This window comes from Natrialba magadii ATCC 43099 (genome assembly GCF_000025625.1).
Classification (GTDB): Archaea; Halobacteriota; Halobacteria; order Halobacteriales; family Natrialbaceae; genus Natrialba; species Natrialba magadii.
Genome location: NC_013922.1, coordinates 356,252 through 376,981, shown reverse-complemented (window position 1 = coordinate 376,981; position 20,730 = coordinate 356,252). Strand labels below are relative to the sequence as shown.

Genomic DNA, 20,730 nt, shown 5'->3' with positions numbered 1-20,730 from the left:
CAAGATGGCACAAACCGGATCTTTATCAAATACCCTCGAAGACACGGTAACCCTCAGCCGTGAACTTCGAGAAGACGGACAAATAGATGGTCAAGTAAAGCTCTACAACGTCGACGACGACAACGAATTCGAGTCCGACGCGGAGCTCTTCTTCGAACGGACGCTGATGACTCAGGGGCTCCGAGAGGCCCTCTCGATCCTCCGCGATTCCTTGACTGGCGATGACCCACGGGGGACGCACATCCTCTATGGCCCCTATGGGAGTGGGAAATCCCACCAAATGGTGGCGCTGTACCACTGTTTCGATGATCCCGTTGCTGCGGGTTCGTGGGCAACCGAGGAAATTGAGGAGTTCGAATCATCGCTTCCGGAGTCTGCAGTCCCAATCACGGTCGCTATGCAGAACGAACAGTACGAGTACCTTTGGGAGCCGTTCTTCGAGGCACTCCACTACGACCCCGGGACGTACGAGTCCGGCGGCTATCCGGACATGCAGACGATTCAGGACGCCGTCGGCGATGACACCGTCGCGTTCTTCGTCGACGAGCTTGAGGACTGGTTCGATACGCTCCAAGGGGACCGCAAGAGCGCGAACAAGGCCTTCCTCCAATCGCTGCTCGAATCGACAGCACTGTCCGATTTAGAGCTCTACACTATCGTCTCTGTTCTTCGTGAGGGCTCCGAGGTCCACGATATTCTGAACCGGGAACAGGCGGTCGAAGTCAACATGAACAACCAGGTGGACAAGCGCGAAGTCCTCCACCACCGGTTGATCGAGGACACTGACGAATCAGCTGCTCGTGAGATCGTGAACGGGTACTTCGACGCCTACGATCAGTCGGACCACGTCACCATTCCTGACGACCTCCTCTCGGAGATGCACGACCTCTACCCGTTCCATCCTGTCCTCCTTGATGCGCTTGAGACGCGGTACTACGCTGACGAGGGGAACCAGAACACGCGCGGGATGATCTACCTCTTCTCGAAGGTCCTCCTCGAAATGCAGGACCAGACAAACCTGATCACACACGGGGATATCGATGGGATCGAGTTTGAGGGCGAACTCTCCAAGATTAACTACGAACGACTGAACGCTGCGACCGGCGACATCAAGAATCGGGTGGATGAGGACGATGTCCCCCATGGTCGCCGCATCCTCAACACCATCCTGCTCTACTCACTGAAGCCGAGCGAGGGAGAGGGCGCAGAGGTCTCGGAGATCGTGATGGGGGCGTACCAGACGGGCGACCTCGTCTCCGATGTCGTGCTCAACCTTGAGCGACTACACGGCGTCGCCTGGCACCTCCACAAGCTGAACGGGAAATACGCCATCCGGGATCGTCAGAACCCGAACGCACTCATTCGGAACGCCGCAGTCGATGTCTCCGAGCGATCAGCGAAGGCCGAAACCGCCGACTTCATAACCGACATCTTCGGGTCGAACGCATCTCCCGTTGGCTTCCGAACTGACGATATTCGGGACGTCCCGGACGACCGCGACATCAAGGTCGTGGTAAAGGACGATCAATGGACACAGGAGGAGGTTGAGCGCGTAATCACAAACGACAGCCGCGGGCGTGAGTGGCGGAACACGCTCGTGTTCGTGCAGCCCTCCGGCGACAAGGCGATTGAATCGGGGACTCGATACATCGATAAAGCACGGTACATCGAAGGTGCCCGTCAGGTCCTCGCCGATGAGTCCCTCGATGACGAGATCCGCGAGTCAATTCAGTCGATGAAAGACCAGGAGGTAAGCGAGCTCCGTGAAGAACTGCAGCTGCTCTATGGAGAGGTTCTAGACGGAGACAACCTGCTCCAAGAGTTCGATCTCGTAGCACCGATGGACCTCGATGTCTATGTCTCCGATGGACCGGAACTCGATGCTTCGAACATCGCGGACTCCGCGGCGGCAGATCCCTTCGACCTGCAGTCTCACGTGTGGCCCATCGTGTCGGACCTGATGGAGCGTCGCGGCGAGATCTCGATCGAGGACGTGTACGAGCAGTTCCTCCGTGATCCGGAACTCCCGATTCCCGGAAGCGCGAACGACGTGTTGAACGCAACCGTGGAAGCCCTCGAAGGGAAGCCAGTGTTAGCTCGTGACTCCGGCGGCTTCCGTGACGACCCCTCCGGAAGTTCGCTTGACACCGTCTTGGTCCGAAAGGAGGACGTGGACGTGTGGGGTGTTGACGACGTCGAACAGCAACTCCGCCAGCGGTTCGGAAGCGGGACGACGGCGCTTGATATCGGTGACTTCGAGTTGGAACTGGTCGAGGATGGCGAGATCTGGCTCGACGGCGACAGCCACGACGTCGTGATGCGTGCTATCGGGCGGCTGAACCGCGAGGACCAATACGTGGTCGTTCGGGGCAACGAGATTCTCGATAAGCCGCAGTCGGATGGGACACTCCGGGACGTCGGGAGTGCGACGACTGTCGGTGGGTCGTATCTCGCCGAGCGTATTGAAGAGGCGATCGATGCAGAGGGGTACGCAAACCTCGAAACGATCATTGGCGAGATCCGCGCGGACGAATCTGTGTTCCTCCCGCCGGACGAAACCGAGACGGCAGCCCGCGAGGCAGTGAATGAATTCCTCATCGACGAGTACGTGCTAGAAGCTGGCGGGCGGTATTTGGACTCTCTCGGCGACCGGAATCCGATGACGGTGAAGATCGTTCCGACAGTCTCCGACCGTATCGGCAAACAGATTATAGACTATCTAACCGACCTTGATATCGGTGACCAGTTCACCGTGACCAAGGTCACCGATCGGTTCGATAGCTCCGTTACGGAGGACATGGTACAAACATTCCTTCTGCAGAACCTCGGCCGTGAGGAGGAGCCAGTGTACGTCGTCGGGCCCACAGGGTCCGAGAAGTCGTCCGATTGGGTGCCGGGTTATCCGTTCCGGATCCCCGACGTCGGTTCAGAGACGTGGCGATTCGAGTACAACGGCGACGACGTCGCCGCCATGCGCAGAAAATGGCGAAGAGACCACCAGACCGGGACTGTCGAGTACGGCGACGTCACGTTCATGCTCCCGGACCGGGAGGGTGTACCCGGCGCGCTTCAGGGGACGGCCGACATCGAACGTTCGCAAGTGAGCTTGACGCTCCGCTCCGAACAGGATTACACCAAGGTACAGGACTTGTTCGAGCGTATGCCCGACGAGGCGTCGAGTTTGAAAGTCGAGATTAGCTTCCAAAAGTAAGGGACGCGGAACTGGCTATGGTGTAATCCCATTTTTAGACTCGACAGTTACACTGACCGAGATATGCGACGTATTGCGGATTCAGACCTGAACTGCTACAATTTATCGAGAGGTGCCGTAGTCGAATAATCTAGCGATTTGAATCTGCATCAACAGTATATTTATGCTCTTGACTCGCTGTTTTTCTAACAAGAAAATGGCAGAGCAGGACAAAAAGATCCAACGTGAAATCCTGAAATGGTTGTATGAACGATTCAACGACGATCCGTTAACAGAGTGGGGCGGGAATGAGATATTCGAAAGCCTCAGCGAGTACAGCAGGGAAGATATCATATACAACGTAGAACGGCTCAACGGAGAATTTTTAGAGAACGAGCCGACGATGAGCAGTAAGGTTGCACGGATACAGATCACGCCAGCTGGGATTGAGGAGCTGTATTCCCAAGGTTACGAGACGATCCTTGAATCGGATACTCGGTACGAAATTTTGAGGGTTCTGTATCAAGCGATTAGAGAGGATCCTGGGTGGGGCTATATCGACCGAGATCAGTTGATAGCTGAAGCCGACGCTAACGAAGATGAAGTTGATCAGAATATCTGGTACTTGAAGGAGAAGCGGTTTGTAGAGACCAGAGGAGGTGGTGGCGGTCTTTTCTATCACCAGATCAAGATTACTCAGAGTGGTAGTGAACGGTTCGAGCAGTTTGAGGAGGACGGAGTTGAAATCCCACGTATCGGCAGCCGGCAGAAGTTTCGGCAGGCATCGATTGGTCCTGGTGAGTCGGGGAAGGCGGAGAATCTGTTTCGAGACTTCGCTGAGTTAGCGCGTGACGAGGTCATCATTATCGACCGTTTTGCCCGTGAGGGACTGTACGATCTGTTACAGCATGTACCGAAAGGTGTTGAGATCAAGGTGGTTACGACCGACCGTGTTACGGGAGGTGGTTATCAGAAACGGGTGAACCAGTTCGTTCAGAATCATTCGACTATTGAGGTTCGATTTCTCCCCGATAGTGACTGGGATTTCCATGACCGCTATGTTATTCGAGATAGAGAAGATGGTTGGGCGTGGGGTCATTCATTCCATGATGCCGGAGATACACAGCATACGGCTTCAGAACTCAGACCGATTAACCGGGAGACGATTATTGGCCAGTTCGAAAATGCTTGGCAGAAAGGAAGTGTGATCGTATGACGAAGAAAGAAGTGAATATCACTTTGCCGACGGACGAAAACGGTTTGATCCCTCGCCAGTGTCCACACTGTGACGGCAAGTTCACTATTCACTCTGAGACCTTTGAGGAACAGCAATATTTGAATCTTCGATGCCCATACTGTGAGTGGGTAGAAGAGGTGGATGAGTTCTTGACTGAAGAACAAGCAACGTATAGTGAGGCAGTAGCTGAAACAGAGCTACGGAGAATGGCGGAAAAAGAATTTGCAGAGATGTGGGAAGACGCCTTCAACGGCTTATCCTCGAACGATTTCATCGAGGTGGAAACCAATACTGATGAGATCGATTTCGGTTCACGGAATGCTCCATCTCCACATTTATCGATTGAAACTGTACAGGTAACTTGTTCTGAGTGTAGTTTCCGCTATGCTGTACGAAGGGACGAGGACGATCCTTCTTGCCCAGTCTGCAGATAACAATCTTCTCGGCCGTGGTGAATCACCATACGGCGTTGGATTTGCTTAGCTCACAGCACGTTTGATGTTGTAGACGACACACATCAGGACGATTTCACGGAACTCTCGATACCAGGATCGCGCACGCACGGCGTCGCCGAGCGTGCGCTTGATCACCGAAAAGACGGTCTCAGACAGGGCTCTCTGGCCGTAGAGAGTTCCATCGATCCGCGCGTTATGCGCGTGATCGATGGGGCGGAACTCACGATGCTTGATCAGTGGCCTCACGCCCTTTTCCCTCAGTTTCTCACGTAATCGCTGCCAATCGTAACCTTTGTCGGCAGCGAGGCTGTGCAACTCGCCCGTGTTGCGGCGGGCGAGTTGCCAGCCGAGTTGGGTGTCGTGACGTTTCTCGGTCGTACAATGAACGTCGAGGACAGCCTGTGTCTCTGTATCGACGAGAGTGGTTGTTTTGAGCGTCTGGACGCGGTAATTCGTCCGGCGGCAGTAGTGTTTGCTGGCGTTTTCGCGGTCGAAAAACGTCGCGTCCATCGCAGCGTGACCAGATGGCTCGTGCAGCTGCGCCTGTCGGCGCAGCAGCACTCGCCAGACCGCCATCTTGATTCTGTCAAACGCCTTTACGAGCGTCGAGGCCGATCTCCGCCAATATATGTGGCATCTCGCTCAGGAGATATAGGGCCTCGCGGTAGGATTTCTCTAGGTGAATCTGCAGACAATGCAGCGAAACAACGGCGTAGTCGGCGAAGCCGCCGCCACCCTGCGGGGCGGCGACTTCGCCTCGGCCACCAACAGCATTTTTAGCCAACGTCACGACGTTCCCAGTGAAGCGAGAGATCTTCGACATGAACATCGGAAGCTTCCCGCTTCAACTCCCTAGTTCTACCGGACTAAACCGACGCCGCCTAGTGATTCACCAGAGCCATCTTCTCTATTGCTGATTCCTCTGATTAAAGAATAGGCGGCATCCGGTTTCTATGTAATTTTCATTCACCGGACAGCATAGACTTCAGGCGGTTTGACGCTCGAAACCACGATCTGATTTCAACCGGGGTTTGTTTGAACCCCGACACCCCCAAGCGTTCCAACTTCATTTGAACACGACAGATACTTCAATATATGCCGGTTCGCGGCGTGATATGCCCGAAAAGAACTCTTACGATGGAGTGGTTTATTTAGAACTCACTCAGTGAAGAGTCGGCTCCAAGGATGCGTCGGTAGGTGTCGTCGCCAGTCGCGTCGGCTAATCCTTCACACAGCTCGCGGAGCTCGTCGTCTATGTCCCACTTCTCAAGATAGTTTTGTGTGGATTTGCCCTTTTCGTAGCGGTAGCGAAGGAATTGTGCCTTTTCAAGAGCGTTCAGGCCATTATCTCCGTCTCCGTTCACACGCTCTTGGATGTAGGCCATGCGCTTTTCATCGTCCCATGTTCCAAGAAGGAACTCGCCATCATCTCTCCGGTAGAGGTGCATATCTTCCATTTGCTCAGGGTTCGCGTTCGTTCCTCGCGTGAGTTTGTTCAGGTCGTCGTAGGTCGGTTCATCAGTCTCAAGTAGGTCAAAGAATACATCAATCTCGCCAATCTCACTTCCCTGTTGGATAACGCCATAGATTTCTTCGACAACTTCCTTGGCGCTCATCTCCTCGCCCGCCCGCATGACTTTTCCGTGGTGTTTGGAATACTCATGGAAGCACTCACCCATCTCAATGACCCCAATATCACCACGTGAAATATTACGATTCTCTTCAAGCCGTTGGCGGGTTTGCTGTGCTGTCCGGTATATTTGCCGTCGGAGGCTATTCCACGAAATAGGCTTCCGCTCCGATGCAGGACGGGCTACGATGATTATATCGAACGAAACCGCATCACCTTCCGTTAGTTTGTATGTCGCCCGATTCGTATCGGCTGTTACCGGATACGTAGCTGTAACTTCAAACCCAACATCACAAAGGGCTTCGAGGAGTTCACCCCATGATTCTACGTTGCTATGATGATATGTGAAAGCGAGAACACCGTCTGATTTGAGGGCGCTGTGAACGACTGAAAAGGATTCTCGCAGTTCTTTCTCAAAATCCTCTTCTGTCTTTCCTTCAGCGGGGTTAGTAACAATACTGTCTGCTCTTGGTGTGGACTCCGGTTCAAATTGTTCATATTCTTCAGATAGCAACAGTCGCAGCCACACATAAAAGAAATTAGAAAGTTCTGAATAGATCACGTTATTATAGTATGGTGGGTCGGTTAAAACTGCATCAAATTCATCTTGGAATTCAAGATCACGAACATCTCCACACAGAAGTTCAAATTCTTCTCCAACAGGCTGTCCGAAAGGCTCAGTCTTTTCGGTAGAGCCATCTATAATATGGCGCTCTACAGGGGCTTTAGCCCAGTCGACACCTGCTTTTATCTTGTCCCATGACTTGATAAATGTACCACGGCCATACTTTGTCCCCCATGGGTTATTTTCAACAAATTCCTTAGAGGGTTTGAAATAATTTCCTCTAAAGACGCCCTCTATCTTGTGCCCTTGAAGATTGTATATTGTGAACATATTATTGAACATAAGTGAATCAGAAAACGCTGTGAGGAGATACTCACGTGCATTATTATCTTCAACTTCATCTATTGCTTTCAACAGTTTAGAAAGGCAAAGAAGTTGTCTCTCGCTGAATAAGTCTGTCCATTGGGTATACCCATATCGTAGGAGATTGTGCCCGCCGCCTACGCTTTCATCAAATGCTGCACTATCAGTCTTTATTCCAAGCGGGATTTCGAGTGATGGAACGTATGACCGGAGTTCCGGGCTATTTTCCCACTCCTCAACAGCTTCTCGATGTCGCTCAATATCTCGGTCATCGGGCACCTTGTACCCCTTCACTTCGCTGCGATCTAATCCCCGGTCGTCGCAATGTGGACAATAGTATTCTATTGCGTAGAGGCGGGGCTTGAGTCCATCCTGTTCATTTACCGCGTCCATGACAGGATAACGCTGTCCACAATCATGACAAGAATAGTCTGCACCATCAGCAGTTCCTTGTGATGGTGTAAACTCATTTTGGCACGCAGGACACGTACAGCTTTCCCGCCACTCATCGACTAAGAATATAGATTCACAGTCGGGACAAAGAATATTGTATTTGTCTTTGTCATCATACCGACCTTTTGCCACACGATAATCCTTGAATAGTGAAACAGTCTCGCTACAAGATGTACAGTCAAGTTCGTTCACCCACAGATAGTACATTACATCCGCATCCTTCTCACAGGTCGGACAAGAGGTACTGTAATGTTCACCAATAGAATCTGCAACACGCTCTTCGACTTCATCGAAAGCAGATTCCAACGTATCAGGGTCGGTTTGCCCCGCTTCAAGCTCTTTCTTCGTCACGAACCACGCAACAGGATTCAGATCATTGCCAACGACAGAAGCTCCGAAACGCGATGCTTCCATAAGTGATGTCCCACCACCCATGAACGGATCAAGTACCTTCTTGTCATCTACTCGTACATCTTTTGGGTAGAGTTCCCACAGGCTCTCAGGGTCTGCTAAATCAACCTGTTCCAATAACTGCTGAACTTCGCTGTGTCCGCCACCAAAATCTCCGAGTGTCTCGTTATTTCCGGACTCTATGACCGATACCTCCTTTGGGTCATCTAAGAGTGTGTAGAGGCAAATTGTGCGGAAGACACTCCCCAGTCGCCGTGCCCACCACTTATGAAGGGTGGATAGTGGACGGTAGTATCGCTTTGCTCGATTTTCCCGGTCAACAATCTCATTGACTTGTTCAATCGGGTACCCGCGTTCTATCGGTAGTTCATTCCGTTCCTCTCGGTCAGCAGAGCGATCCGTTTCCTGAGACATTTTGGATATGCCATTCAAACCATCCGAACATCATAAATCCACATCACCGGCACCGACACAGACAGTACAAAATATGATGTTTTTATAATACCCCTATCAGTACCTTGTTTAACATTTTCGTACACAATGTCCCCATTATCCGGTATGCTTGAATATAGACTCCAACAACCCGGTTACAGGTGTCTGTCTGGCTAAGCGACATCATCCCGTTATTTATCCTGTGAAACTGTAAATCGACCAATGGCAGGACCCGGACGTATCCCCGGACGCTACAATCTCGTCATCGAAGGCGCGTACGATACCTTCGATCACCGCATGCCCATCAAGGAGTTCATCAATCGGCTTCAGAATGACGACGTTCCGGACGAAGTCTCCGTAATTGGACTTGAAGAGGCTCTCTCCGACAGCGAACTCCGAACAGATCTGAAGAGAGCGATGGATCGACGGGCGAACGATTTGGAGTACCAGAATCCGACGGTTCAGTTCGTCGTTGAGGGGTCGTTCCATCGCCAGGGGAAAACGTACGATCTCCGCTACGATGACCAGCTCCACTCGTTACAGGACGTGTTTGGGACTCAACTCGAACGGAAAGAGGATGGAAACTGGCTCCTTACGCCCTTCTGAGGCGTCTACTTACAGGAGTTTTAACGGACCTTCCTTCTCGACTTCCCCCGTATCTCGTTTGAGGAAGTACAGGTCTACCCAGTCTTCACCTCCCCCCTCGTAAAATACGGGAAGGCAAGTCCACGTGTACTCGTTACGTCGGCCACATCGTGTTTCGATCTGTTCTCGCGTCCAATCGCCACCATGTTCTAAGTCGTACCGGTTCCGAACGTTGTACGAGTGTTCATCAGCAGCCGCTTTTACCACCTGAAGTGAGAAATCTCGGGGGTCTTGGAATGCAAAGGGGCCGTTCATATCGGCAGCTTTGCTGAGATCGCTCTCGTCCACCCCATCCAAACACAGCTTGTTCTCTGCGATGGCGTGGAACGGTTCTAGTTCTGGGTGGATCTCTACGAGAACGCTATGGAGGTACTCGTGTACGACTTCGTCATACTTGTCTAGCGAGAAGTCGCCCGTCGGAGAGACGATCTCCAACTCTGCGCCAGTCTGTGTAACTCGACGGCGTCGTGGTTCGAGCAACGGACACAGGAATGCGAGTCTGTCGGCGTGCAGGAGGTAGGCGTAGCTGAACAGCCGTGACCGTGACTGGGACTCCTTAACGGGATCGTGCCCTTCTGCGTAGTACTTGGAGTCAAGAACGGCGATCGTTTCTTCGCCCTCTTGGAGCGCGTGATCGGGCTCGTGGTAGATTTGGTTCTCTCCTTCGAACGGATTTACTGACGGTGACGACGCAGGTTTGACGTTGGCAATCGAATCGAAATGATCGTAGGACTTGATATACGAGAGTTCGCGCTCGATCACCACCTGTGAGTACTGCTCGAACAGTGACTCCATGTTCAGGACGTAGTCCACAACCAACTCCCGAGGTCCGTCCTTGAGCTGCTGACCGAGCGATGACGACAACACTGCCTTTGCGACGTCGAACGCCTTTCGGTAGTACTGGCGTTGTTTCGGCAAGTCACCGAGAGTGATGCGCCGATACTCGTCGATACGGTCCAACCCGCTGTCAACACCCATCCCCTCCAACCGTTCGATCTCCCGATGAACTTCTGAGAAGATACGATCGTAACCGGGATGGTCGTACTCCGAGGCGTTCTGACGGAACAGCCGAAGCAGTGTTTTCCCTGCGTAGTGGAGTAACGAGTTCGCAGCGTTGTCGTACTCCGTTTCGTTTCGGATCCAATTCGGCTCGACAGTCCCGCGGGCGTGGTTCAGAAGGGTTTGTTCGACGTCGATCTCTCCTCGACCTTCAAGGCTGTTGGTCCGTCGAAGGATCAGGTCCCGGATGTACCCGTTGCGTTGGATGGTCTCAAGTCCCTCCAAGTAGTTGATCGCCATCACCACGAGCACGTCGTCGAGTTCGATATCGTCAGAGAGGAAGTCCTGAAGTGGGATCCCGTGGTAGTCGATCGACCGGTTCTGATCGTACACTGCCAGGAGCATGTCGAAGATCGGTCCCCAGTCGATCTTCGGAGAGATCGTCACCTTCGATGACGGTGTTAGACTGACCGCTCCGACGATATCCGTCGCGGAAACGTGAATGACGTCGCCGTCGTCACCCTCCACAGTCACCGTGATGACATCGTACTGTTGGTCGGAGTCGAGAGCCTCCTGGCGCTTCGTGAACACGCCGGGGCTCTCCTGCGTGAATGACGCGCGACGAAGTTGATCAGTGATGGTCGACGGACAGTCCTCTATCCGGATCTCCCCTCGCTCGGGGACGTCGAACGTATCCCGGCCGTACTGATAGACTTCGTCGATGCTACTCATTACTCGTATGAACCCATCTGGCGTCGCTCCTGTTCAAGTTCCCGTTCAGCGAGTTCAGCCGCCGGGGCGAGGTCGAATTCCTCAAACTCGTCGTTCAGCGCCCGGTAGTGTTCTGCAATTCGCTCCACCTGTGGGAACGCTGCGGAGTTCAGCAGCCGGGGAACGATGTACGTTCGGAAGGCTTGTCCGACCGAATCGGTTTGGTCGTATTCGTACTCCCCACCTTCTCGGCAGGCGACACCGACGAACACGGCGACGTCGCGGTAGTGCATCGGACCGAACCGCATGATTGCTCCCTGTGCCGTGGATTCGTTGCCGTGGTTGATCCCCTCGTAGTCTCGCTCAAAGAGACGGAGCAACTCGCTGTCGTCGATATCAGTCTGTCCTGAAACGTGTGTGTCGAGCCAGTCTCTGAACAGCTGCCGTCGCTTGTCCTCCTCGTATTCGTCCAACTCGATCATGGCGAACCGGCGGGTGATCGCGTTGTCGAGTTCGTTTACTGTGCGGTCCGACATGTTCATCGTACAGATGATGTTTACCCGCTCGTCGAGTTGGATGGTCTCTCCCTCATCGGTCTCGAAAATCGTCTGGTGCGGGTTTTCGATGGCGGTGTAAAGTGGCCCGAAGATCTTTGAGATGTCGGCCCGGGTAATCTCGTCGAGGATGACACCGTATTTGACGTCGAACCGCCGAGCCCGTTGAACACCCTCCGAGACACAGCCGAGCTTGGTCCGATAGCTTAGCGATTCACCAGTGTAGTCGGGACTGATTCCACCGATGATGTCCGAGGGTGTCCACGAAGGCGTCGCGGTGTGGAGTGAGTATCCGATTCCCGTATCTCGGGCCAACTGCTTCGCAAACGTCGTCTTGCCCGTTCCCGTCGGTCCATAGAGCACGACGGGTTTCCCTGCCTCAAGCGCGACTTTGGCGTTTCGCGTAACGTCCTCAGGAACCAGGATGTCTTTGGGCGTTTCGTCACCTCGGAGACTCACGACGCGCTTGAGACGGTCAGACGCAAGTGTAGATTCAAGAACTGCACGTCGAACTTTGCCGAGCCCACGCTTTCCATCGTGTGTCTCGTCCAGTTTCTCGTCTTCGATGAGATATTGTAACACGTCCTCATCTTCAGCGTTTTCAATCGCGTCTATAACGTCCTCCTCGACACGTCGAAGGATGTCAATCTCCTCTTTGGCGCCCTCCAGTGTGTATGTATCGTCGGACGAATTACCCATTTTCAGATAAAGGATGTGCAGTCCTTATAAAATCTCACGTGTTGCTCGTAGAGGACATTTCCATTTATCAACTCTCGATTTTGATGAGGGGTCATAATTAGGACAGTTGGCAGTATCGCTTGCGTCAGTACTTGGATTACCCGCAGCGATCACGAGTAACCGGTAGAACGGTCGTGCTGTCAGTGCACCTTACAGACTCCCATTTGGTTGGTGTTGTCTGTCGAGGTCGGTGTCTTCCCTCTACCACTCGTGGCGGTTCCACATGGTGTACAGTACTTGTCGTCGATTTCGATATTGTCGGACTGGAGCTCTTTCAAGCACTGTCATCATTGGAAAACATGTGCAATTATGCACTGGCTCGACTCAAAGGGGAAGCCCGTACACCACTCGCGGTCTGTGTGGTGTGCAGCTCAAACCGGGTACATCATCCAATTCCTCCAGCGTGATCGATACAGGTTCGGTACTCGTTTCCCAAGTGGATCTGGTACACGATTCTGTACCGTGATACACTCTGGAGGTACACGATCGTGGTACAGATTCTTATAATATAGAACTCTAATCCGGTGTCGCATTGCTGTTACAAGAACGGCAACAAATCCGGGTTGATACGGAAAATTAGTCCGCAGGTGTTCGGATCGCTATCTCGCTCCGGACGGTCGGACCGTCCCATACGACTAGGTCCTCGTCAATTGCCGAGTTATCCGCCGCACACCACGCGGTGAGCGGGGCTTGGTCCGTGTGGGGTGCGGCCTGCTCACGGTCTGACGAGTGAGTTGGGTCCTTTGTCTGATTCACTTCCCCATGTTCGATTGACTGGAGGGCGTTGACAGAGTTGGCCGTGTCGCCAGTGAGCGTTTGCTGTTCGTCTCGCTTCGGTTGTCCATTGTGTTTCGCTTCCGATTGGAGTAATCGCGTCTTCGGGTCTCGAACTGCCGCATCTGGGATTTTGCACTGCCCTATAGCATTCGTCCCGATGATCTCATCATCTCCTGCTCGACTGATGATGAACAGCCACAGGTCCTCGGTCGTCTGCCACTTCTCGTCATTGGGGTCTCGAACGATGAGGTTGTGATGCTTCAGGTACTGTTTCGACTTTTCCGATAGTCCACTCTTGCCCCATTTCCACGCAATACCGGGGGGTGCGAGGTACTGCGTGAACTCACTCCAGTTTGCGCGTATCATCGATTTCTCACGGGGGGTGAGGTTCAAGTTGATCGGCATAGGGGCTGTAGCTGCCATTACGCCTCACCACCAGTTGGCAGCAAGTGGTCCGCTCCAGTCTTGATAAGGTCTCCCTCAGTGATCATCGATTTGTAGGCGAACGCGAGGCGACGCGGGCAGTACATTAGCATCTAGGACGATGTTGATTGCATCAGTCTGAGTGTCAGCATCGCTGTTCTGCTCAGTCAGTACTGTCTCCAGTATGTCGGTGTAGTATTGGTGCCATGTCTCGACCCACGGATCGACAATCCATCCATCAAACGAAGGAGTGACGTCCCGGCCAGCTTTGACTGCGCCTACTGCGGACAGATTGACTTCCTCAACGAGTTCCTGCTCGATCTGTTCCCCGTTCGCAGCAATTTCATCAAGAGCCTCAACAACAGCTGTCTCCCAATCTTCGGCACGGGCATCTTTGATCAATTCGTCCAGTCGATCCCAATTGCACTCATCATCGTATTTCGCAGTGAGTGTCCCTACTTCCTTGACTTGGTACCAAGCATCGACCAAACGGTCATTTGTCGGTACCGCTACCTTCAGATCAACATTGGTCTCCGGGATTCTGTACACCCAATACCTAGCAAGGTCTGTCTCACGAACGGTGAGTTGATGATTCCAGTTCTCCGGAATAGTCCAGAGTTTCTCATTCTCTTCTACGGTCGTTCTCTCCGCTTGGACACGCTTCACCCACTGTGTCTGAGGCTCTTGTCCGCATGACACAACTACGTGTTCATCGTCTTCTCGGTACGCGTACAATCTCCCGCCAGCCGAATAGGATCGAACAGTATCTCGACTACGCTTCACCTCAGCATATGATCGCACCTGTTCTTGTCCATCTGCATATTCAACGTTGTTACCGCCTCTGGCGGCAGCATTCGGGCTCTCGTTGCTTTTCATCGCACCTGGGGTAAATTCGTGGTCATTTAAAACACCTTGGCCTCTGAGGAATCGACTATCCTGAGAAAGCGGCAAACCCACCCAAATTACTCCTGACGCCACTCGATAGCCCTTCCAAAATCCAGAGCTATTGGGTCACACCGCGCGCGCCAGCACACAATCTGCGTTTAAATCGGTCACCAGAACAATGATCTTTCCAAAACTCTGCACCACTGGAACCACTACTATCGTACCAATTCAAGCTTGAGTTTTAATGATCAACGACGATGAGTACAGCAGATTTGATTGACCTGTACGTCGCAGTACGCGCGGAAACGCCCGTGCGTGACGTTACTGAGGCTATCGTTCAGCCTCTCCTCGTAGTCCTCGTAATGCTCTCCAATTAGCAAGACGCTGGTTGGGTACGACAACGGTGACGTGCTGAAGCCGAGGCACCTCGTAGAAATCCGGAGGTATTAGTACCCAGTATCTGTGTCGACAAGTGCCGGGCGCGTGGTTGGGCCCGGTTGACAGAGAGACGAGCGGGCGTGGTGGCCCGTTCCCACCCTGATTCATGCCATCACGCTGCAGTGGTATGCAGCGCTGATGGTTATTGGATCGAATTACCTTCCTTACAGTACCAAGGTACCGAGACGTAGTACTGTACCTTGTTACACTCTCATTTGGAATCCACGGTCCCGGAGGAAGAATTAGAAGTCTTTGAGTCGAACTATGAGTATGCGCGACGCGGAGAAAATCGCTACGTACGAACGCTACCGTGCAGGAGACATCACGGAAGATGAAGTGCGGGAGCGACTTGGTGACGACGTGATCGACGGGATGCGGGAGGACCGGGAGGCCTTCGAAGAGGCGGTCGATATGTGCGATACCAGCGACTTCCTACAGGACGACGAGGGTTAGACATCAACTATCTTATCTTTCCTTCACGGGTGTAACCCGGAGTATCGAGTATGGGGCAAGCAACACTCACTGCGAATGCAGCCCGGAACGCCGGTTGTGCGGGAACCCGGCGTGCGACGCCGTGCACCGGACAGGCGGTTGATTTGCACGCAACCACCAAGACACTCGGCCCCGCACTCAGCGTGCACACCGAGCGAGCACCCGTTGGAGGTATGGGACAGATGAACTGGGATAACCGCATCACGTGAATACTCACCGGTGCACTGCTAATACACTACTCACACCAGCAGCGCTCACGGGAGCGTACGCCATCGACGCTGCGACGCAACCAAACCTACTGGATTTTGCACACGACTTGCGCGACTAACTAAGGAAAACTAATCTATTCCATACCGTCAAGAGAACTAACCTCTTTGATAGGGGTACGTCGATTAGGTTGGGTATAGACGAAACACCTCCTCAGAACACTGCAGCCTACGTCCGAGTCAGCACAGCTGACTAGGACGCCGAACGCCAACGCGAATCGATTCTCAACGAATACGACGAAGATGAAGTCCAGTGGTTCGTGGACATCGAGTCAGGGGCGTGACTCTTCCGTGACCAGTACAACGACATGCGCGAATCGATCGATGAATTTGACGTCATCACTGCTACAGAGATTGATCGACTCGGACGATCGTTCAGTGGACTCGCGTCTTTCGTCGAGGACCTACGGCAGAAAAACATCGGTCTTAATCTCACGCAGTAACTGATCGACACCACGCGCGAAGACGACTGGATGGCCGACATGCTACTGAACATGCTGATAGTGCTGGACGACGCCGAACGGAAGATGATCCAAGACCGCGTGCAGCAAGGAGTCGATAAAGCCCGGCGCGATGGGAAGCGAGTCGGGAGACCTCCCTTCGGTTACTATGTTGAAGACGGGTTCATGTACCAGGATCCGGTCGAGTACAACCGCGCTCAGAACTTCATCAGGGAAGTCAAGAAAGGACGGTCCAAGAGTACGACCGCGGATTACTTCGAAATCCCGCAGTCGGCCGTCCAGTCGATCCTGAAGCGCGCTGAGCAGAACTACGAAATCTCGTTCGACAATGACGAGTGGAAGGGCGAACGTGCGAAGGTCGAAGCCGGGGAGAAACAACTCGAACCCCTCGGAAGGTAGCTTCTTGGAAACGACTAACATCAGAGATCACTAAAAGGACCTTATGCACCCACTTCTGCAAGAGTCTCTCAATCGAGACCCACCCGAACCGTGCATAGATGAGGACCCACCAGCTGTGGAATTTTACGATAGAGAGGAGATCACGATGTGGGTGCCTGACGAGTGACCCATGTTTAGCCGCACACCACGCACGCAAGATCGATCGTTGAGAGTCAGAACCAGACGAGCCCTGCGACACCGACGATTATCATAGAGATCCCGAGCGCAAGGATCAAAACTTGTTCAATCCCGATCACATCACGAACCTCATGCGCCATGTCGTGCGCATGTATGCGGCGATGGGTCTAAAATCCACGCGACTGAACCGCGGTGTGGTGTGCGGAGAGTACCACGTTACAGTACCACGTCGCAGTACCATGGTACAGCACCGAGGTACAGTACCAATGCAATGGGACACTCAAACCCAGATATCGTTAATTATAGGCCGCGAATCGTACGAATCGCATGTCTAACAGAGATAAGGCAGGTGACATTGGTTTCGAAGGCTTAGACGATGTTCTCGACAGCGAGGAAGAGGAAGATCGGGTGATCGATAATCACTATTTCGAGGACTTAGATGAGATTCTCGATGAGGAAGGAACATTAGCAACAGGACATAGAGGATGACGGGATACCTGAGTAATTGCTATCAGGTCTACTTAGAGTCCACTTCTATTCGGTCCGGTTGATCTTGTCAACGCACGATCGCACGACGCTATGTATCGACAGTCGTTCGTCCAGATGTACGTACTACCCATATTACCGAAGTATAACCAAGTGTACACGCCAGTATTCGTTCGAGTGTACATTCGGCCGTACGTACAACTGCACGTTCGAGCGTACATTCGGCCGTACGTACAACTGCACGAGTGCAGTTCCGCACACCACGTGCTGGCAACTACTTTCCGTCATTATGGGGGCGGATTTAATTCGAGGGAACCCTACGGGACAGGGTGCCCAATGACTGTATCACAGAACGCTGTGCCGTGACTCACTTTTGAAAAATTGGGTTGGGAGGGTTGCGATACAAGCACGACCGTGAGACGCCAAGGTCCGCGAGAACGCGGACAACGCCCCTAATAGCGAATTAGTTCCTACTCTACCTATCGTAGTTTTCCCAATTCGATTCCTCTTCGTATGTGATTAGCTTTTGAAATGGCGTAAATGCGGATCTGGCTGCTTCAACTATCTCTGGTGCTGGAACTTCTAGTGAATATGTATGCCAGATACCTCCACGTTCACCGGTTTTCTCGCCTTGCCTCCCTGCATTATGTCTCTCGACAGAAACCACTCCTTCTTCTTCAAATGGCCACAAAAAATCACGGACACGACGCTCGCTGACTTGATTCAATCCTACTTTCTCGGCGTACTCGTAGTAATGCGAATAAACGTGTCTGAACTCTATTTCGCACTCGTTCCTCATATCAAGTAATGCTATGATCAGCCCAACGAGCTGTTCTTCTCTGGAGAAATCTTCAACATATGACTCAATAAATTGTGTAGTATCAAGCTTAGAGTTAGCTCTATCAACATGCTTTTCAGTAATCTGTTCATCACTGGATTCCTTAGCGATTTCTCCTGCCAATTTTAACAGAGTTAAGCCTGTTCGAGCGTCTCCTGTGAGTTGAGCCGAAATCGCTGCACATTTTGGTACTACACCAGGAGCTAAGACATCATCTTTGAAAGCTATTTCAGCATGATACTCCAAAATAGCCCGAAGTTCTGGTGATCGGTATGGTTCAAAGGTTACTTTTGATGTTTGAGCATGGTTCTTGACCGACTCCGCAAGATGATAGGGGAGGCGAATTCTATTGCAAAGGCCAATCACACCCACCTCAGCGTTACTAATATCTCCATCTGTGCACGCTTCTTGAAACTCAGCGACGGGTTGATCATCTGGACCCAATTCTTGAATATTATTGAGGATAATAAGAACTGTTCCACCGAACTCATTCAGTTTCTTGTAGACGATTTTTCGTAATGTACTAGTTGGATGTCCTTGTTTAACGAATGACTCACCAAATTCATAGGACAAATGCAGAAGAATTTGGTAAATACTATTGTGTTCCTTACAGTCTACATCAAGAATAGTGATCTGGGTCGGACATTCCTCTTGAAGTGCGTCTAATACATACGTTGTCACTGTTCTTTTGCCGAAGCCTTCTTGACCCTCGATAAGGATGTTTGGTGCCCCGAACTCCTGGACAACATCACTGAGGAGAATGCTAAGTCTATCAATTTCATCCTCTCGGCCAAACACTTTGTCAGGACAGAAATCCTTCGAGAAGGGTTCCTTCGTCTCGAATATCTGGTCACTCTCGGCTCGCGGTGAAGAAGTCGGCACACTCGATCTTTTGAAGGGATTTTCCATGGCTGTATGCCAGTTCCTGTTTACATATAACGGTTTCACCGACTGTCAGACAAACTCACCTGCTGCGCGTTTCTCCCATCTCGAATTACTTGACTGCAAAGTTACCTTCTCCTCGCTAAAAACGGAGAAGGATCAAAGAGCCCCCAGGCAGGCGGGCTACACCTGACGACGGTGAGGCTTCCGACGGCACTGTACCACTGGGTTGGGATATGCTGATTTGTCTCTCGGTCGGCACGACAAGGCTACTGGTGGGGCCACACCGCCGTCACTCGTATCCCAGCAGAGGACTTGGAGTTATTTTGTAACGAGATACACAGGGGTTCGAGAGAGTGTCTCGAACCTGCCCGGTTTTGGAGTTCCAATATTATCCGAATAAGTGGACATACGTGCCCCCTTAGTGTAATATAAAATTAGAATCCTTATATAGATTAAAGACTGTGCTATTGTGGAATGTAGGCTGCGCAGGTGTTGTCGGATTTACGCTGCCATGAATAGTCAGATTCTTTCCTTAAAAATAGAGTGAGAGATCCGGAACGATTTCTCAACGCCCCCACCCCTCATTTCGAACGTAATTTAGTTCGAGGGGGTGGGGGTCAAAGGATCTGGGTTTGTTTACCGCTATCTTGAGGCGGATTACCTGAACTTGTTGGACTATCTCTCAACACCCCCACCCCTCATTTCGAGCGTAATCGGGTTTGAGGGGGTGGGTAGGGTCAAAGAAATCGAATAGTCCACATTTAAACAACGTGGATGGCATCTAAACTCGGTTCGTGGGCTAGAGCTATTGATGGGGGTAAGCGGTCCTATACTGTGAGGTGCTTGTGTACCATGTAGAATTTCTATCTTTAGAGTCGGTGTGTTACAGAATCGTCTGCAGTCGATCAGTTACAGTGTACGGTGAGAACCGAGAAGTCTATGATCAGCCTTTCTTAATCCGTCGAGGAACGAATACGCAGTTATGGATAATGAAGAGAAATCAAAACATACGATAGTATTGATGTGGAAAAATAAGGGGGCGGAGGTACGAGAAGTGTCGGGTAACGATATCGTTGATTCGATGAAGAAAGCTGTGGGAGCATTCGAAACAGCAATAGAATGTGATACGAGCGTTTTCATTAGCAACGACAGCACATGAGTAGCGTCTGTACTGACCACTGGCTGAATTCACGGAAACCCTTCTATGACATGCTTTTAGTGTAGATGATTGTGGCTAATTACCTTGTTATAAATTAATAAATGTTAATATATAATAGTAACTTAACTCTTATGGTATAGGATCTTATTTCCTAAAGAAGTTATAGACGCTTGTACTATCAGAAACCCACTATCACTACCTCTTGATCCGTCATAGCGTGAAGCGAGTAACGCTACTGTGAAGAACACAGATCGTTGTGCAATTGCAATGTAGAACTTAGTAGTGAATGCCGATCTAATCTCGTAGAGATCATATGAGTGGCTGAAATTCAGGGAGTGATGAGAATACGGCTATTTGGCGCAACCAAAACTGACTGCTCGATACAATACCCCAACAAGAATTAGCGTTGTCGTATCGATTGATTGTTCGACCCACCCACCTCGTTCAGGTTAAAACGATCGAAATTAGGGGTGTGGGGGCGCTGTTTTTGTCCTCATATTACAGTAACTCTCACTCTTTCATCGTCATAGTTGTACGTTCGGGGCGAAGAAAAGGTGTTGGACCATTGATTGGAATCTAACCCCCTCCCCCTGCTTGGACCAATAGTACGTTCGAAATAAGGGGGGAGGGTGTGCCAACTGCTACGGGGTCAAAACCTGGG

13 protein-coding genes and 2 pseudogenes are annotated in these 20,730 nt (G+C 51.8%); 8 read left to right on the top strand and 7 right to left on the bottom strand.

The annotated features are described in order from the left end of the window. The first annotated feature begins 4 nt into the window (after positions 1-4). The 3 genes from NMAG_RS01775 (at position 5) to NMAG_RS20775 (ending at position 4,861) form a co-directional block, all read left to right on the top strand. Positions 5-3,211 carry a DUF499 domain-containing protein gene (locus NMAG_RS01775; protein ID WP_004213898.1) on the top strand — a complete coding sequence of 1,069 codons (3,207 nt, stop codon included), beginning with the start codon at positions 5-7 and terminating at the stop codon, positions 3,209-3,211. A 196-nt stretch (positions 3,212-3,407) separates the two neighbouring features. Then, the gene (locus NMAG_RS01770; RefSeq protein WP_237076807.1) at positions 3,408-4,406 is read left to right on the top strand and encodes a phospholipase D-like domain-containing protein; all 999 of its coding nucleotides are present in this window, start codon (positions 3,408-3,410) and stop codon (positions 4,404-4,406) included. After that, positions 4,403-4,861, top strand: coding sequence for a hypothetical protein (locus tag NMAG_RS20775; protein WP_004213896.1), 459 nt, complete (start codon positions 4,403-4,405; stop codon positions 4,859-4,861). Before NMAG_RS01770 ends, NMAG_RS20775 begins: the two co-directional genes overlap by 4 nt. A gap of 45 nt (positions 4,862-4,906) precedes the next feature. On the opposite strand, the pseudogene NMAG_RS01765 reads toward NMAG_RS20775, so the two are convergent. Both NMAG_RS01765 and NMAG_RS01760 read right to left on the bottom strand, forming a co-directional pair. Beyond that, positions 4,907-5,705 (bottom strand): annotated as a pseudogene (locus NMAG_RS01765) (IS5 family transposase). A 328-nt stretch (positions 5,706-6,033) separates the two neighbouring features. Next, positions 6,034-8,718: a DUF1156 domain-containing protein gene (locus NMAG_RS01760; RefSeq protein ID WP_012996351.1), complete on the bottom strand. Its 2,685-nt coding sequence runs from the start codon at positions 8,716-8,718 to the stop codon at positions 6,034-6,036. Between the two features lie 240 nt (positions 8,719-8,958). Here NMAG_RS01760 and NMAG_RS01755 point away from each other — a divergent pair, with 240 nt between their 5' ends. Next, positions 8,959-9,342 (top strand): hypothetical protein, encoded by a 384-nt coding sequence (locus tag NMAG_RS01755; RefSeq protein WP_004213890.1) that lies wholly within the window; start codon positions 8,959-8,961, stop codon positions 9,340-9,342. A 9-nt stretch (positions 9,343-9,351) separates the two neighbouring features. Here NMAG_RS01755 and NMAG_RS01750 read toward each other — a convergent pair whose 3' ends face one another. From NMAG_RS01750 to NMAG_RS01735, 4 genes are all read right to left on the bottom strand, one after another. Next, positions 9,352-11,112: a 5-methylcytosine restriction system specificity protein McrC gene (locus tag NMAG_RS01750; RefSeq protein WP_004213886.1), complete on the bottom strand. Its 1,761-nt coding sequence runs from the start codon at positions 11,110-11,112 to the stop codon at positions 9,352-9,354. Next, a complete protein-coding gene (locus NMAG_RS01745) occupies positions 11,112-12,344 on the bottom strand; it encodes an AAA family ATPase (RefSeq protein WP_004213885.1) in 1,233 nt (410 codons plus the stop codon). The genes NMAG_RS01750 and NMAG_RS01745 overlap by 1 nt, the downstream gene beginning before the upstream one ends. Before the next feature lie 615 nt (positions 12,345-12,959). After that, positions 12,960-13,526, bottom strand: a complete 567-nt coding sequence (locus NMAG_RS01740; protein ID WP_237076806.1) for a hypothetical protein — start codon at positions 13,524-13,526, stop codon at positions 12,960-12,962. Positions 13,527-13,640: 114 nt separating this feature from the next. Next, positions 13,641-14,459, bottom strand: coding sequence for a hypothetical protein (locus NMAG_RS01735; RefSeq protein WP_049939262.1), 819 nt, complete (start codon positions 14,457-14,459; stop codon positions 13,641-13,643). A 717-nt stretch (positions 14,460-15,176) separates the two neighbouring features. Here NMAG_RS01735 and NMAG_RS01730 point away from each other — a divergent pair. From NMAG_RS01730 to NMAG_RS21905, 4 genes and pseudogenes are all read left to right on the top strand, one after another. Next, positions 15,177-15,359, top strand: a complete 183-nt coding sequence (locus NMAG_RS01730) for a hypothetical protein (protein ID WP_237076805.1) — start codon at positions 15,177-15,179, stop codon at positions 15,357-15,359. A 607-nt stretch (positions 15,360-15,966) separates the two neighbouring features. Continuing rightward, positions 15,967-16,107 (top strand): annotated as a pseudogene (locus NMAG_RS22735) (recombinase family protein); the annotation flags it as partial. Positions 16,108-16,137: 30 nt separating this feature from the next. Continuing rightward, a complete protein-coding gene (locus NMAG_RS22310; protein ID WP_004213878.1) occupies positions 16,138-16,524 on the top strand; it encodes a serine integrase family protein in 387 nt (128 codons plus the stop codon). A 504-nt stretch (positions 16,525-17,028) separates the two neighbouring features. Beyond that, positions 17,029-17,190 (top strand): hypothetical protein, encoded by a 162-nt coding sequence (locus NMAG_RS21905; protein WP_012996345.1) that lies wholly within the window; start codon positions 17,029-17,031, stop codon positions 17,188-17,190. Between the two features lie 472 nt (positions 17,191-17,662). Here NMAG_RS21905 and NMAG_RS01720 read toward each other — a convergent pair whose 3' ends face one another. Then, entirely contained in the window at positions 17,663-18,934 is a 1,272-nt protein-coding gene (locus tag NMAG_RS01720) for a Cdc6/Cdc18 family protein (RefSeq protein ID WP_004213870.1), read from the bottom strand. Positions 18,935-20,730: the final 1,796 nt, after the last annotated feature.

Coding starts and splice junctions, on each gene's coding strand:
- NMAG_RS01775 (WP_004213898.1), top strand. CDS start 5: ATGGCACAAACCGGATCTTTATCAAATACCCTCGAAGACACGGTAACC.
- NMAG_RS01770 (WP_237076807.1), top strand. CDS start 3,408: ATGGCAGAGCAGGACAAAAAGATCCAACGTGAAATCCTGAAATGGTTG.
- NMAG_RS20775 (WP_004213896.1), top strand. CDS start 4,403: ATGACGAAGAAAGAAGTGAATATCACTTTGCCGACGGACGAAAACGGT.
- NMAG_RS01760 (WP_012996351.1), bottom strand. CDS start 8,718: ATGTCTCAGGAAACGGATCGCTCTGCTGACCGAGAGGAACGGAATGAA.
- NMAG_RS01755 (WP_004213890.1), top strand. CDS start 8,959: ATGGCAGGACCCGGACGTATCCCCGGACGCTACAATCTCGTCATCGAA.
- NMAG_RS01750 (WP_004213886.1), bottom strand. CDS start 11,112: ATGAGTAGCATCGACGAAGTCTATCAGTACGGCCGGGATACGTTCGAC.
- NMAG_RS01745 (WP_004213885.1), bottom strand. CDS start 12,344: ATGGGTAATTCGTCCGACGATACATACACACTGGAGGGCGCCAAAGAG.
- NMAG_RS01740 (WP_237076806.1), bottom strand. CDS start 13,526: ATGATACGCGCAAACTGGAGTGAGTTCACGCAGTACCTCGCACCCCCC.
- NMAG_RS01735 (WP_049939262.1), bottom strand. CDS start 14,459: ATGAAAAGCAACGAGAGCCCGAATGCTGCCGCCAGAGGCGGTAACAAC.
- NMAG_RS01730 (WP_237076805.1), top strand. CDS start 15,177: ATGCGCGACGCGGAGAAAATCGCTACGTACGAACGCTACCGTGCAGGA.
- NMAG_RS22310 (WP_004213878.1), top strand. CDS start 16,138: ATGGCCGACATGCTACTGAACATGCTGATAGTGCTGGACGACGCCGAA.
- NMAG_RS21905 (WP_012996345.1), top strand. CDS start 17,029: ATGTCTAACAGAGATAAGGCAGGTGACATTGGTTTCGAAGGCTTAGAC.
- NMAG_RS01720 (WP_004213870.1), bottom strand. CDS start 18,934: ATGGAAAATCCCTTCAAAAGATCGAGTGTGCCGACTTCTTCACCGCGA.